Here is a 13,725-nt window from a genome sequence, read left to right on the forward strand (position 1 = left end):
GAATACTGATACGAATTTATCGAAAATACCAGCATTCACTAATCACTGTCATTATCGTGATTATTATTGCGATTATTGCTGCGATTAGTATCAGGCAGTAATTCGCTTGGTCTCCTCGACATTGCGCTTCAGCTCGTCGACCAGATCCTGCGCAGAATCGAACTTGATCTGCGGACGCAGGAAGCCAGCGAATTCCACACGCACCTGATGATCGTACAAATCAAGCCAATCGTCGGTGATGGCGTAGGCCTCGACCACACGCTCATTCATGCCGGTCGCCTCGTTGAAGGTCGGCTTGGTGCCAATGGAAATCGCAGCGGGCCAACGATATGGCGAATGATCGGCAAGGCGGGCGTCAACGGAAGACGAGTCAAACTGTTGCGAAATACCATCGGACGCCGCTTCCGCATGGTCGCTCTCCGTAGTCTTCGCTCCCAAATCAACGAGCCAACCCGCATACACGCCGTCAACCGGCAGATAACCGGCAACATTGTCACTCAAATTCGCCGTCGGGAATCCAATGGTGCGTCCACGCTCCTCGCCGTGCACCACAATGCCTTCCACGGCGTGCGGATGCCCCAGAATCGCATCGGCGTCCTTGATGCGTCCCCGGCCAAGCAGGTAACGCACATTCGTGGAACTCCACACACGCACGAGCTTGGCTTGGTTCTTCTTGCTCCATGCGCGGCGTTCCGCCTTGGAAGCGCCTTCCAGCGGGTCTGCCGGCTCGCCATGGCCGGTCGGCGTAACCGGTTGGGCATTGGCTGGCACGCGGGTCTCTCCGGGACCTCGATCATCAACCACTTCAAGCTGGAACACACCAGTAGCGAGCGCGAGATCCTCAATGGCTTTCACGTCTCCGGCGCGATTCGCACCCATGGCCGCGTCGGAACCGAGCACCAAGGCGCGCATACCCAGCTTGCCGACCATCTGACCGAGGAAGAATCGGTATGATTTCGCCGCGAATGCCAGTGTGTAGTGCACGATGAGCGTGTAATCCACTCCCAGCTTGTTGATGGTGCGAAGACGCTCCTGCATGCTGGTGAGCGCTTGCGTGTCAGCCATACCGGTCGGCGGCTCCTGACCACCGTTCTTCGCCGCATAACCGTGTACCAAAGCGGGGCGTGGATCGAACAGCACCACCACGGAGAAGGACTGCTCCTTCTTGGCGACTTCCACCACGCGGCGAATCACCGCCTGATGGCCCTGATGCATGCCATCGAACGAACCGATGGTCACCACGGATTTCTTATCGTTGCTCAGTGTAGGCCAATCCACCATGCCACTGGCATCAGGCGTGAGCGTGATTGTCTTCATCATGTCCTTCTTGTGTATGGATTCGTGTCTGTAGTCTGATTGGATGGTTCAGTTGAATACCGCGACCGGTTTGGCCTCACCACGTTTCGCACGTTCAAGGATGGCGACCAAATCGTTGGTTTCCTCAACGTACGCCGCCGTGGTCGTATGTATGTCATGTGCGATTCTGCGTCCGAAACGCAAGTCGGCCGCCTCCTGCTCGCTGACGGCCAGCATACTCATGGAAGCCGCGGCACTGGCCACGGGATCTAGCGCATGATCGAGCGCATGATCGGCATCGTCAAGTACCGCACGATTGCGCGTCACTTCCGTGCCTTCACGATTGGTGAATGTTTTGGATTCAGCGTGGGCGCTCATGACGTTGGGCATATCCACCGAGAATCTGCCGACGCGCGTGCGTCTCAACATCGTCAGATGGCCTCCCAACCCGAGTTCCTCACCTAAATCGCGTGCGAGCGCGCGAATGTAGGTACCTGCGGAACAGGTCACGGTCACGTCGAGTTCCATAACGGGATGCATGTCTTCATGCAGTGCGGTGTCGGCAATCCATCCATCGCCTGCCGTCTCGTCCACGATTGCGCCAGCAAGTTCCGCGCCGGCATGATCGCTATGCGTGTAGCCGTAACGCGCCTGCCGCACGTTGAACTCTTCGATGGTCACAGGGCGTGCCTTAAGCTCCACGTCCTTGCCTTCGCGCGCCAGATCGTAGGCGCGATGGCCGTTGATCTTAATGGCGGAGTAGACGTTCGGTACCTGTTCGATACGCCCTGTGAACCGTTCTGCGATCAGCTGTTCCACGGCCTGACGCGAGGGAAAGCTCGCTGTCCGCTCCCCCGGCAGCAGCTCGCCTTCGGCATCGTCCGTGGTGGTGCGTTGCCCAAGGCGAATGGTGGCCTCATACGTTTTGTTATGGTCGACAATGTAGTTGAGCAGTCGCGTGGCATTGCCGAATCCGACCACTAGCACGCCGGTGGCCATCGGATCGAGCGTGCCCGCATGCCCGACTCGCTTCATATGCAGGGCGCCGCGTACGGCCGCGACCACGTCATGGCTGGTGACGCCCTGCGGCTTGTCGATGACCAGCAGACCGGAATGTTCAGGCTTCTTCGTCATCGTCCCAATCTTCGACTTCGACGTCGTCATCGTCGAAATCATCGTCATCGTCCTCTTCCGGATGCTTGTACGGATCGGCCTCGCCCGCATACTGCGCGGTTTCGCGGGTCTTGGCGAGCTCTTCGTCACGCTTGCGCGCGATGGCGAGAATATCTTCGATCTCATGTGCTTCGCCCGGCACCTCGTCAAACACGAATTCGAGCTGCGGAGTCAGGCGCAGGCCGGCCTTAGTACCCACGAGGGAACGCAGACGGCCTTTGGCCTGGTTCAACGCCTGCTGTGCGCGGCGACGTTCACCCTGCTCGTGTCCTTCACGGCCAAGCTGGGTCCAGTAGACCTTGGCGATCTGCAGATCATTGGTCACACGCACTTCGGTAATGGTCACGTTTGCGAGACGCTTGTCGTGCAGCTGCGCCTCCATGGAGGATGCGATCACACGTTGAATCAACGCCGCGATACGTGCGGCGCGAGGATTGGTTCCTGCCATTATCGTCCTTCAATCAGATAAATGTATCAGCTTAGTTTTTGAAATAAGTTCTTGTTGTATTGCGGAACGCCCGCAGCCGTATATCAGCTGTGGGCGTTCCTTTCCTGTTATCGATCGTTGGTTCGAATCAATCGACTACTTACGTTCGATTTCCCGCATTTCGAAGGTCTCGATAATATCGCCAAGCTCGATGTCGTTGAACGAACCGAGGTTGATACCCGCTTCGTAACCTTCCTTGACGGAAGTAACGTCGTCCTTGAAACGACGCAGCGAGGAGATCTCGAGATCGTTGACGGTTGCGATGCCGTTGCGCAGAATACGGCACTTCGTACCACGCTTGACTTCGCCGTCCTGCACCATGACACCCGCGATGTTGCCGAACTTGGAGGAACGGAAGATTTCGCGGATCTCGGAGTGGGAGGTGACAACCTCTTCGAATTCCGGCTTGAGCATGCCCTTGAGGGATGCCTCGATGTCTTCGATGGCCTTGTAGATGATCGAGTAGTACTTGATTTCCACGCCTTCACGTTCGGCCAGATCCGCCACCTGACGGTTCGGGCGAACGTTGAAGCCGATGATGACGGCCTTGTCGACGGTAGCCAGGTTGACGTCGTTCTGGGTGATGGCGCCGACGCCGCGGTGGATCACCTGGATGCCGACCTCGTCGGACACTTCGATCTTCATCAAGGAATCTTCCAGCGCTTCGACAGAACCGGAGGAATCGCCCTTGATGACGATGTTGAGCATGTCGACTTCGGACTTGGCGAACTGCTCCTTGAGGCTTTCCAGAGACACGACCTTGCGACGCTTGGCCAGCTGGGCGGCGCGTTCGGTGGCCTGACGCTTCTCGGCGATCTGGCGTGCGGTACGGTCGTCGGAGGCCACCAGGAACAGGTCGCCTGCGGTCGGCACGGAGGTCAAGCCAAGCACCTGCACCGGAGTGGACGGCGCGGCTTCCTTCATATGGTTGCCGTTCTCGTCAAGCATGGCACGGACACGTCCGTAGGAGGTGCCAGCGACGATGGAGTCGCCGATGTGCAGCGTACCGGACTGAACAAGCACGGTCGCCACGGCACCACGGCCCTTGTCGAGTCGAGCTTCCACGGTGGCACCGCGAGCGTCCATATCCGGGTTGGCACGCAGATCAAGCTCAGCATCGGCGGTAAGAAGCACGGCTTCGAGCAGCTTGTCGACATTGGTGCCCTGCTTGGCGGAAATGTCGACGAACATGGTGTTGCCACCGTATTCTTCCGGCACGAGACCGTATTCGGTGAGCTGGCCGCGGACCTTGTCGGGGTTCGCTCCCGGCTTATCGATCTTATTGACGGCTACCACGATCGGCACGTTGGCTGCCTGCGCGTGGTTGATGGCTTCCACGGTCTGCGGCATCACGCCGTCATCCGCCGCGACCACAAGAATCGCGACGTCGGTGAGCTCGGCGCCACGGGCACGCATGGCGGTGAAGGCTTCGTGGCCTGGGGTATCAAGGAACGTGATCTTACGCGGTTCGCCCTCAAGATCGACGGTCACCTGGTATGCACCGATACGCTGGGTGATGCCACCGGCCTCACGTGCGATGACGTTGGTACGGCGGATGGTGTCGAGCAGTCGGGTCTTACCATGATCGACGTGGCCCATCACGGTAACGACCGGCGGACGCGGCTTCAGATCCTCATCCTCCTGCAGTTCTTCCTCATCCAAGTCGATGTCGAACTGCTGCAGCAGCTCCTTGTCTTCCTCTTCGGCAGACACGATCTTGATATCCCAGCCGATTTCCTCGCCGAGGATCTGGAAGGTGGACTCGTCCAAGGATTGGGTTGCCGTGGCCATCTCACCAAGATGGAAGAGCACGGTGACCAAAGCAGCCGGATTGACGTTGATCTTTTCGGCCAAATCGGCGAGGGATGCGCCCTGACGCAGACGAACGGTCTGGCCGTTGCCAGTAGGAATGCGCACGCCGCCGATGACCGGGGCCTTCATCTCCTGGAATTCCTGACGCTTTGCCAGACGATTCTTACGGGCCTTCGAGGACTTGCCGCCCTGACGTCCGAATGCGCCCGCAGCACCGCCGCGACCGCGACCGCCGCCGCGTGCTGGACCGTTGCTCGGAGCGCTATTACCGCCCTGGAAACCGCCGCCGTTGGCATTGGAACCGCCACCGAAACGGTTACCACCGCCTGCAGGGCGCTGACCGCCACCCTGCCCCGGACGATGCTGGCCCCACTGGCCCGGCTTCGCACCGGCGCCCTGACCCGGACGACCGCGGAAACCACCACGCTGGCCGCCACCCTGCCCCGGGCGGCCGCCACGACGGCCTTCGCCATTGTTATTGGCGTTCGGACGGTTCATCGGATGCGGACGCGGAATGTCACCCGGTGTTGGGGTGTGCATGCCCTGCTTGCGGCTGAACGGATTGTTGCCCGGACGCGGACCCGGAGTGTGCGGCTTCGCACCATTGGCGGCATTGTTGCCATTGCCGCCCTGCGAAGCATTGGTATTGTTGCGCTGTGCGCGAGGTCCCGGAACCGGAGCTGGCTTGCCGCCCTGACGGCGTTCGCCCTGCGGACGCGGGGCGTTGCCGTTGGCGCGATTGCCATGCTGGCGGGAATCACCCGGACGAGGCATACGCTGCCCGGGCTTCGGAGCTTCGGACTTGGATGCGGTAGGACGTGCCGGCTTTGGAGCGGAAGGCTTTGCCGCGGATGCCGCGGGAGCAGCCGGGGTGGCGCGAGGCGCAGGAGTGGGCGAAGCTGCGGGGGCAGCCGGCTTCTTGGCCGGAGCCGCAGGCTTCTTGGCCGGAGCCGCAGGCTTCTTGGATTCGGATGCGTTGCCCTTCGCGTTGGAAGCGAAAGCATTCCTCAGCTTACGGGCAACCGGAGGTTCAACAGTGGACGATGCAGACTTCACAAATTCGCCCATCGCCTCAAGTTTGTTCAAAACAGTCTTGCTGTCAACGCCAAGTTCCTTGGCAAGTTCATATACGCGTGCTTTCGGCACTCAATTTCTCCTATCTTGGGCCGCGCGCATACGAGCGCGACCGCTACTGATTCACGGCGAGCTTGTTCCTTCTCATCGTGCAACCATGTTCGTGATACCTCGTCTTTTCCCTGGGCATGACGGCATGAACCCCCACGCTTTGGATTATCGAGTCCAGCATACTCAAGCCCGTGGATTGAATCCCCACGGGCTTGCCGTTGCTGAAAGTGTTGGTTATTCGGCGGTTTCCTCGCTGGTCGAAGCCTGCGCTTCGGCCATCTTCTTGGCGTGTGCCTCGGCAGATTCGATGCCGATCTTCCATCCGGTCAGCTTAGCGGCCAAACGTGCGTTCTGGCCTTCCTTGCCGATGGCAAGAGACAGCTGATCATCATGGATGAAGGCGATTGCGGTCTGGTTCTTCTCGCTGATCACCTGCACACCGGTGGCGACCGCCGGAGACAGCGCCGCAGCGACGAACTTCGCCGGATCGGCAGACCAGTCGACGATATCAATCTTTTCCGGTCCGAGATTCTCCATCACCGCACGCACGCGAGCGCCGCCGGGGCCGATCAGGGCACCCTTCGGATTGACGCCTTCGGTATTAGCTCGTACCGCGATCTTGGTGCGGGCGCCGGCCTCACGAGCAATGGCCATAATCGACACGGCACCGGAAACCAGTTCCGGAACCTCACGCTCGAACAGGCGGCGAACCAGCTCCGGATGGGAGCGGGACACTACGATTTCCGGTCCCTTGAGACCACGTGCAACATTCACCACATATACGCGAATGCGCTCACCGTGGCGGTAACGTTCTCCCGGCACCTGCTCACGGCGGGGCAGCAACGCTTCGACATCGCCAACGGCCACGTGCACATTGGAGGTATCCTTCACGTCCTGCTGCACGATACCGGTGATCAGCTTGCCTTTCTGCCCTGAGAACGCGCCGAACACCTTGTCGTCCTCGGCCTTGCGGAACAGCTGGCTGATGACCTGACGCGCGGTGGCTGCGGCCAAGCGGCCAAAGTCACGCGGAGTGTCATCATATTCCTCGCCCAGAGTCGGCGCAGGGTAAGGATTATCCTCGGTCGGTTCGACCGGAATCTCATCCTGAGCCCAAACAGTAAAGCTTCCGGCACGCGGATCAAGCTCCACACGAGCATGCTTCGCCGCGTGCGGCATTTTCAGATATGCCAGTCGCAACGCTTCCGAGAGTGCGGCATCCAGCGTCTCGGGATCGATTCCCTGCCCAGCTGCGAGCTGGTGCATTCCTGCCAGGTCCAGTTCCATACTTCCAAGACCTCCTATATGAAGTTATTCCGAGCGCTCGGCCCAATGGTCACAGTCGACTATTAGTCTAATATTTCATGCAGACACGTTCCCCTCTTTTCCCCTCGGTCTCGTCGACCTCAAGACGCGTCTGCGTCTTGGCATGCATAGGCTTGCTTGTAGCGTCTCTGACCGCCTGCTCCGCACCCCGAATCGCAGGCCGCGCCGAAGCGGAACAGCAGCCAAGTCCTTGCGAGAAGGCGTATGCCGACGCGACTGCCAACGCCGATATCATGGCAGACAAGTCACGCCATATCGTTATGCGCTATCTCGCCGCGCAGGAGGCGATTTCAGATTGGGCGAACACCGCGGCCTACTGCCCAGCATGGTTCGCTGACGGCACGTTGCGTAGCGCGCAGGCCCGTCACACTGCCCGTTTGATGGCGGCGCGACTTGCGATCAACATCGCACAGCCCACGCTGTCGCGTTGCGACGGCATCGATTCGTTTGATATCGACGCGGATTCGCTTTCCGCCATGTCCGTTGCGGAAGATCAAGCAGGATTTGCGATGGGAGTTTTCGCGGCACGTTCCATCGGACATGCGACGCTCGATATCAGCGATCGTCATAAAACAACTTCGCAGCGACTGATTTCTTTCTCCGGAGCCAAAGACGATCGTGCGAAAACATATGATGTCACGCAACTGCTCGCCAATCCCAACACCATGGTGGATTCCGCAACTGGATTGTTCGCACCGACCGACGCCGTCATTGAAATGAATTGCGCGCGCAGCGAAATCGCGGCCGTCGCATCAAGCTCGAATTCGACGGGTGACTCAGCACAATCCCGCATGACCGCAGAAAACTCTTCGGATGATTCAAGGCAACAGTCTCTGGGCGTACTTACCAGCATGATCGCCGACCGTGTGGATCTGGCTCTCACATGGGGCTATCCATCATTCGACGAGGCACTGTTCGAATAGCGCACATCAACACACATCAACACATGCGCCAATCCACGCAACAGTTCACGCGATACCCACGCAACCACGAGCCTGACAACGTGACGCATCATCCATGCAGCCAAGACACGCCGAACAATCGCGGACATCGCAAAAATCTCATAGCCGGATTTGACAATCGCCAAAGCTGTGGCAAAATAATGAAGTTGCTTGTTTTCAAGCGGCGCAGTGGATAAGTGTCCGAGCGGTCTAAGGAGCACGCCTCGAAAGCGTGTGAGGGCAACCCCCTCCGCGAGTTCGAATCTCGCCTTATCCGCAAGCAGAAAAACCGGAGCAATGGCGCTTCGGTTTTTTTATTGCTTACAGCCCTGTGGCACGTAGGAGCACATAGGAGCCAAGGTTATTGCTTTAGACGATCTGCAACTTTTATGCCTTCATTCATCGTCGCACACTTCTTCTACCCCTGAAAATGCATGCCCGTCTTAAGGCCGCTCAATCCTCGATAGAAGACGTACTGGCGTTCGATTACCCTAAAATGCAACGAATTATTACGATTGCGTCTCGGTCACGGACTCGTGAGAACGACGTAACGTCGTCATGGCATTTCGCATGATTCGCGTGTTCTTTTCGAACTATATCTCGTTTTCCGTTTTTCTTGCGATTGCTTGATGCAGTTTTGCGATGCGATATCTGGTGCGATCGTATAGTGCGATCTTCTGTGCTGCTATACAGTATGTGCTCTTACAAAGTGCGCTTCGCACGAATCGCTTCGGCACGAATCGCCAGCTGGTCGTCTTCCGGATATTCGATATGTTCGAGCGTCAATCCTTGCGGAGCGATCGGGCCGGTGCTGCCTTCACGCAGCGGCGTCACCATTTTTCCAGCGAACCAATCCAAGGAACGTTTGCCAATACCGACCTGTACGCAACCGTTAACCAACGAACGCACCATATTGCGTGCGAATGCGTCGGCGACGATGGTGAAGCAGAGCAGTCCCGATTCCAAGGCGGGCGTTCGGTACCGCTCCCCCATGGTGGCTCCGTCGTCGATAAGCGGATGCTGCGGTATGCGCCTCCAATACGCGGTTTTGACCTCGCGTATGGTGGTCCCTCCCGGATTGGGAGTTGCGAACGAGCCGAAATCATGCAGACCGATCGTCATTTCAGCAGCCTTGTTCATGGCTTCGATGTCGAGATCATCGTCGATATGAAGCACGCAATTTCTGGTACGTGGATCGATTTCGCTTGATCGGTCGGCAATGCGATATACGTAGGTGCGTTCCAGCGCGGAGAAACGTGCGTCGAATCCTTTAGAGGCCTCTTTGATGGAACGAATGGCAATATCGTTCGGCAGCATGCGTTGCAGTCGTCGCGTCAACGCCATCGCCGGTTCGACCTGCATATGCCCGACGCAACGTGCAAGTGTCTCTTCATTGATATCGAGATGGCAAACTTGGTGCGACGCGTGCACGCCGGTATCGGTACGACCTGCGACGGTCAGGCGCAACGGCTCGTTGTCGTCGCCTTCCGGCACCCGCAGAATGGTATGCAGCACCCGTTCGATCTCACCTTGCACGGTGCGCATGTCAGGCTGTTTCGCCCATCCGTAAAAATCGGTGCCGTCATATGCCAAGTCGATACGTAATCTCACGGCAATGAGCATAACAAAAGGCGCATAACAACACATGGCAACACATAACAACACATAACAAAAAGGCTGGAAACCTTTCGATTCCCAGCCTTCTGTATCAGCTAGTCAAGCCTGCCTGATGCCAATCACTCGGCGTTCTCTGCGGTGGCTTCCGGAGCCTCAACCGGTGCCTCTTCGACAACCGGAGCTTCTTCAGCGGCAACCTTGGTTGCAGCTTCGGCTTCCTTGACCACAGCCTGCTTCGGGCTCACCGGCTCGGTGACGAGCTCGATGACGGCTGCCGGAGCGGCATCGCCGCGACGCGGAGCGATCTTGACGATGCGGGTGTAGCCACCCTCACGCTGCTCCATCTGCTCGGCGATCTCGGTGAACAGCTTGTGCACGACGGACTTGTTGCGGATGACACGCATCACGCGACGGCGGCTGTGCAGATCACCACGCTTGGCGAGCGTGATCAGGCGCTCAGCCAGCGGACGAAGGCGCTTGGCCTTCGGCAGGGTGGTGGTGATGCGGCCGCGCTGGAACAGGCTGGTAGCCATGTTCGCGAGCATAAGACGCTCATGAGCCGGGCTGGAGGCCAGACGCGGACCCTTCTTTGGTGTAGGCATTGTTTCTCCTTGAAAGCCCCGTCGGATTCAGGTGGGCAGTCGCCCGAACATCCGAATCCAACGAAGCGGTTAGGTCAAAAGCGGCGAATCACTCGTCTTCCGGCGAGAAGAAAGTGCCACCTTCGAGGTTGTTGGTATCGAAGTTGCCCAGCGGGGAAGCCTTGAGAGCCAGACCCAAGGACTGGAGCTTTTCCTTGACTTCGTCGATGGACTTCATACCGAAATTGCGGATGTCGAGCAGATCCTGCTCAGTGTGGGCGACCAGCTCGCCGATCGTGTGGATGCCTTCACGCTTCAGGCAGTTGTAGCTGCGCTGGGTGAGGTTGAGATCCTCAATCGGAACGGCCATCTCCGGGTTGGTTTCCTCTGCCACCGGGGCAGGTCCAACCTCGACGCCCTCAGCCTGGGTATTGAGCTCGCGGCACAGGCCGAAGAGCTCCACCAAGGTGGAGCCTGCGGATGCGACTGCATCGCGCGGGGAGATTGCCGGCTTGGTCTCCACGTCCAGGATGAGCTTGTCGAAGTCAGTGCGCTGTTCAACGCGGGTGGCTTCCACACGATAGCTCACCTTGAGCACCGGGGAGTAAATCGAGTCGACCGGAATACGACCGATCTCGGCGTTATCCTGCTTGTTCATCTGGGCAGGCACATAACCACGACCACGCTCGACGGTGAACTCGATTTCGAGTTCCCCATCTTCCGCGAGGGTTGCGATATGCATATCCGGGTTGGCGATAGTGACGCCGGCCGGAGGGGTGATGTCACCCGCGGTGGCCTCGCCCTTGCCGCTCTTGCGCAGATACATGACAACCGGCTCATCGTATTCGCTGGTGAGCACGATGCCCTTGATGTTCAGCAGGATCTCGGTAACGTCCTCTTCAACACCCGGCAGAGTGGTGAACTCGTGCGGGACGCCGGAGATACGCACCGAAGTCACAGCCGCTCCAGGGATGGAGCTCAGGAGGGTGCGGCGCAGCGAGTTGCCAAGCGTGTAACCGAAACCAGGCTCGAGAGGCTCGATGGTGAAGCGGGAACGCTGAGGGTTGAGAGATTCCTCGGTAAGTGTCGGACGCTGTGCGATAAGCACTGTGGTTATCCTTTCAGCTTCAGGCCGGTGGTGCACTCACCGGCCATAAGCGGCGTTGGATTGATGATTTTTTCTAGTGCTCAGACGCGACGGCGCTTCGGAGGACGAACGCCGTTGTGTGCCTGCGGGGTGACGTCGGTAATGGAACCGACTTCGAGTCCGGCGGACTGCAGGGAACGGATAGCGGTTTCACGACCGGAACCCGGACCCTTCACGAACACGTCGACCTTCTTCAGACCGTGCTCCATAGCCTTGCGGGCTGCGGATTCAGCGGCCATGCCAGCGGCGTACGGCGTAGACTTACGGGAGCCCTTGAAGCCGACATCGCCACCGGACGCCCAGGACACAACTGCGCCGGACGGGTCGGTGATCGAAATGATGGTGTTGTTGAAAGTGGACTTGATGTGCGCCTGCCCAACCGGGACCGACTTACGGTCGCGGCGACGCGGCTTGCGCGCGGCTTGCTTTTGAGCTGCCATTGACCCTCGTTTCCTAATAACGAATTTGCTTTTTTGTTCAGGCGATGAAACTTACGTCTCGTGGTCTGAACTGACAGCCACCGATTACTTGGTGGCCTTCTTCTTTCCGGCGACCGTACGCTTCGGTCCCTTGCGGGTGCGCGCATTGGTCTTGGTGCGCTGACCGCGCACAGGAAGTCCCTTACGGTGACGCTGGCCTTGGTAGCAGTTGATCTGAATCTTACGACGGATATCCGCATCGATTTCACGACGCAGATCACCCTCGATCTTGTAGTTACCCTCGAGGTAGTCACGCAGCGTGATCAGCTGCTCATCCGTCAGATCCTTGACGCGAATATCCGGGTTGATACCGGTCGCGGCAAGCGTTTCCTTGGCACGAGTGCGACCCACACCAAAGATGTAGGTGAGGGCGATCTCGATGCGCTTCTCATTGGGGATGTCGACTCCGGCAAGACGTGCCATTGCGATTCCTTCTGTTTTCCGCAGGTCTTGCACCGAGTCGTCCGGTTTCCCGGCCCGGGCCTGCGTACCCGGGGTTCATATCGCTTGCGCGATCTGTGACTCAGCGCCTGTACTTATTGTGCCGCTGGATCTACTCTCAGCCCTGACGCTGCTTGTGGCGCGGGTTGACGCAGATCACCATGACGCGGCCGTGACGACGGATCACGCGGCAATTCTCGCAGATCCTCTTCACACTAGGGCTGACCTTCATGGTTTTCCTTTGCTTATGTACCTTACTTGTAACGGTACGTAATACGGCCGCGGTTCAGATCGTAGGGGCTCATTTCAAGCACAACACGATCCTGCGGCAGAATGCGGATGTAGTTCTTCCTCATCTTGCCCGAGATGGTTGCGAGCACGATATGCTTGTTCTCGAGTTCAACGCGGAACATCGCGTTCGGCAGTGCTTCCACTACCTGTCCTTCGACTTCAATCACACCGTCTTTAGCCATGAGCCTCGTTCCGTTCTTTGGCGATTACTATGAGTGCCCGAAGACACACCAACTTGCAAGAATACACGAAAACGGGAATTGCGGCACGTTCGGCGTGTCGCAATTCCCGTTTTTGATCGACTTATGGTATTTTATTGGGCTTTCTTATCTATGCATATGATTCGAATCAGCCCAATCCTCAGCTATTTTAGCTATTTCAGCCGAGTTCAGCCACGATGGTGGACTGGATCTCTTCGACGGAACCGACGCCGTTGAAGGTCTTCAGCAGGCCACGCTCTTCGTAGGTTGCCAGCAGCGGAGCGGTTTCCTTGGCATACACGTCGAGGCGCTTGGCGATTGCTTCCGGAGTGTCGTCGGAGCGTCCTTCGATCTCGGCGCGCTTCTTCATGCGCTCCATAAGCACGTCATGCTCGGCGTCGAGAGCCACCACGGCGTCCAGCGGAGTGTTCAGATCGGCAAGGATGGCGTCCAGTGCTTCGACCTGGGAGGCGTTGCGCGGGTAGCCATCGAGAATCCAGCCGTTCTTGGCATCGTCCATGGCCAAGCGATCCTTGACGATCTTGTTGGTCAGCTCGTCAGGAACCAGTTCGCCCTTATCGATGTATTTCAGCGCCTCAACGCCAAGCTCAGTCTTGTTCTTGATGTTGTAGCGGAAGATATCGCCGGTGGAGATTGCCGGAATACCGTAGTGTTCGCTCAGCAGAGCAGCCTGAGTGCCCTTGCCGACGCCCTGAGGTCCCATGATCAGCAGTCGCATATTATTCTCCGTTTCATTTGGCCTCTTTCGAGGCTTTCTGATTCTCGATTGTTTATATAAAAAATCGTGA

The 13,725-nt window shown here is 58.2% G+C and carries 14 protein-coding genes and 1 tRNA gene; 2 read left to right on the forward strand and 13 right to left on the reverse strand.

Annotated features, from left to right (window positions below):
• Positions 1 to 90 precede the first annotated feature (90 nt).
• The 5 genes from ribF to nusA form a co-directional block, all read right to left on the reverse strand.
• Positions 91 to 1,317 (reverse strand): bifunctional riboflavin kinase/FMN adenylyltransferase, encoded by a 1,227-nt coding sequence (gene ribF, locus CE153_RS00645; protein ID WP_099570948.1) that lies wholly within the window; start codon positions 1,315 to 1,317, stop codon positions 91 to 93.
• A gap of 48 nt (positions 1,318 to 1,365) precedes the next feature.
• Positions 1,366 to 2,430, reverse strand: coding sequence for a tRNA pseudouridine(55) synthase TruB (truB, locus tag CE153_RS00650; RefSeq protein WP_099594824.1), 1,065 nt, complete (start codon positions 2,428 to 2,430; stop codon positions 1,366 to 1,368).
• Entirely contained in the window at positions 2,414 to 2,917 is a 504-nt protein-coding gene (gene rbfA / locus CE153_RS00655; protein ID WP_039197164.1) for a 30S ribosome-binding factor RbfA, read from the reverse strand. Before rbfA ends, truB begins: the two co-directional genes overlap by 17 nt.
• 135 nt (positions 2,918 to 3,052) lie before the next feature.
• Positions 3,053 to 5,914 carry a translation initiation factor IF-2 gene (infB, locus tag CE153_RS00660; protein ID WP_099594825.1) on the reverse strand — a complete coding sequence of 954 codons (2,862 nt, stop codon included), beginning with the start codon at positions 5,912 to 5,914 and terminating at the stop codon, positions 3,053 to 3,055.
• Between the two features lie 213 nt (positions 5,915 to 6,127).
• Entirely contained in the window at positions 6,128 to 7,180 is a 1,053-nt protein-coding gene (nusA, locus tag CE153_RS00665) for a transcription termination factor NusA (protein WP_099594826.1), read from the reverse strand.
• 152 nt (positions 7,181 to 7,332) lie between these two features.
• On the opposite strand from nusA, the gene CE153_RS00670 reads away from it, so the two are divergent.
• Positions 7,333 to 8,142, forward strand: a complete 810-nt coding sequence (locus tag CE153_RS00670) for a hypothetical protein (RefSeq protein ID WP_180753351.1) — start codon at positions 7,333 to 7,335, stop codon at positions 8,140 to 8,142.
• A 209-nt stretch (positions 8,143 to 8,351) separates the two neighbouring features.
• Positions 8,352 to 8,437: transfer RNA gene (locus CE153_RS00675), tRNA-Ser, on the forward strand.
• A gap of 425 nt (positions 8,438 to 8,862) precedes the next feature.
• Here CE153_RS00675 and truA read toward each other — a convergent pair.
• The 8 genes from truA to CE153_RS00715 all read right to left on the reverse strand — a co-directional run bounded on the left by truA (position 8,863) and on the right by CE153_RS00715 (position 13,655).
• Positions 8,863 to 9,783 (reverse strand): tRNA pseudouridine(38-40) synthase TruA, encoded by a 921-nt coding sequence (gene truA, locus CE153_RS00680; protein WP_099594827.1) that lies wholly within the window; start codon positions 9,781 to 9,783, stop codon positions 8,863 to 8,865.
• 113 nt (positions 9,784 to 9,896) lie between these two features.
• A complete protein-coding gene (gene rplQ / locus CE153_RS00685) occupies positions 9,897 to 10,379 on the reverse strand; it encodes a 50S ribosomal protein L17 (RefSeq protein WP_099570955.1) in 483 nt (160 codons plus the stop codon).
• A gap of 88 nt (positions 10,380 to 10,467) precedes the next feature.
• The gene (locus CE153_RS00690; protein ID WP_003835980.1) at positions 10,468 to 11,466 is read right to left on the reverse strand and encodes a DNA-directed RNA polymerase subunit alpha; all 999 of its coding nucleotides are present in this window, start codon (positions 11,464 to 11,466) and stop codon (positions 10,468 to 10,470) included.
• Positions 11,467 to 11,546: 80 nt separating this feature from the next.
• Complete coding sequence (gene rpsK / locus CE153_RS00695; protein WP_003808141.1) at positions 11,547 to 11,945, reverse strand: 30S ribosomal protein S11; 399 nt, start codon at positions 11,943 to 11,945, stop codon at positions 11,547 to 11,549.
• A gap of 84 nt (positions 11,946 to 12,029) precedes the next feature.
• On the reverse strand, positions 12,030 to 12,407 hold the full coding sequence (rpsM, locus tag CE153_RS00700; protein ID WP_003808138.1) for a 30S ribosomal protein S13: 378 nt from the start codon (positions 12,405 to 12,407) through the stop codon (positions 12,030 to 12,032).
• Between the two features lie 136 nt (positions 12,408 to 12,543).
• Complete coding sequence (gene rpmJ, locus CE153_RS00705) at positions 12,544 to 12,657, reverse strand: 50S ribosomal protein L36 (protein ID WP_003808136.1); 114 nt, start codon at positions 12,655 to 12,657, stop codon at positions 12,544 to 12,546.
• Positions 12,658 to 12,679: 22 nt separating this feature from the next.
• A complete protein-coding gene (infA, locus tag CE153_RS00710; RefSeq protein ID WP_003808114.1) occupies positions 12,680 to 12,898 on the reverse strand; it encodes a translation initiation factor IF-1 in 219 nt (72 codons plus the stop codon).
• A gap of 196 nt (positions 12,899 to 13,094) precedes the next feature.
• Positions 13,095 to 13,655: an adenylate kinase gene (locus CE153_RS00715; RefSeq protein ID WP_099570956.1), complete on the reverse strand. Its 561-nt coding sequence runs from the start codon at positions 13,653 to 13,655 to the stop codon at positions 13,095 to 13,097.
• Positions 13,656 to 13,725 lie beyond the last annotated feature (70 nt).

Origin of the sequence: Bifidobacterium sp. N4G05 (genome assembly GCF_002742445.1) — a bacterium.
In the GTDB taxonomy this organism is placed as follows: domain Bacteria; phylum Actinomycetota; class Actinomycetes; order Actinomycetales; family Bifidobacteriaceae; genus Bifidobacterium; species Bifidobacterium hominis.

Excerpts from the sequence above, each read along its gene's own strand:
- rplQ (WP_099570955.1), bottom strand. The coding sequence starts at position 10,379 with ATGCCTACACCAAAGAAGGGTCCGCGTCTGGCCTCCAGCCCGGCTCAT.
- rpmJ (WP_003808136.1), bottom strand. The coding sequence starts at position 12,657 with ATGAAGGTCAGCCCTAGTGTGAAGAGGATCTGCGAGAATTGCCGCGTG.
- truA (WP_099594827.1), bottom strand. The coding sequence starts at position 9,783 with ATGCTCATTGCCGTGAGATTACGTATCGACTTGGCATATGACGGCACC.
- rpsK (WP_003808141.1), bottom strand. The coding sequence starts at position 11,945 with ATGGCAGCTCAAAAGCAAGCCGCGCGCAAGCCGCGTCGCCGCGACCGT.
- infA (WP_003808114.1), bottom strand. The coding sequence starts at position 12,898 with ATGGCTAAAGACGGTGTGATTGAAGTCGAAGGACAGGTAGTGGAAGCA.
- ribF (WP_099570948.1), bottom strand. The coding sequence starts at position 1,317 with ATGAAGACAATCACGCTCACGCCTGATGCCAGTGGCATGGTGGATTGG.
- rpsM (WP_003808138.1), bottom strand. The coding sequence starts at position 12,407 with ATGGCACGTCTTGCCGGAGTCGACATCCCCAATGAGAAGCGCATCGAG.
- nusA (WP_099594826.1), bottom strand. The coding sequence starts at position 7,180 with ATGGAACTGGACCTGGCAGGAATGCACCAGCTCGCAGCTGGGCAGGGA.
- rbfA (WP_039197164.1), bottom strand. The coding sequence starts at position 2,917 with ATGGCAGGAACCAATCCTCGCGCCGCACGTATCGCGGCGTTGATTCAA.
- CE153_RS00715 (WP_099570956.1), bottom strand. The coding sequence starts at position 13,655 with ATGCGACTGCTGATCATGGGACCTCAGGGCGTCGGCAAGGGCACTCAG.
- truB (WP_099594824.1), bottom strand. The coding sequence starts at position 2,430 with ATGACGAAGAAGCCTGAACATTCCGGTCTGCTGGTCATCGACAAGCCG.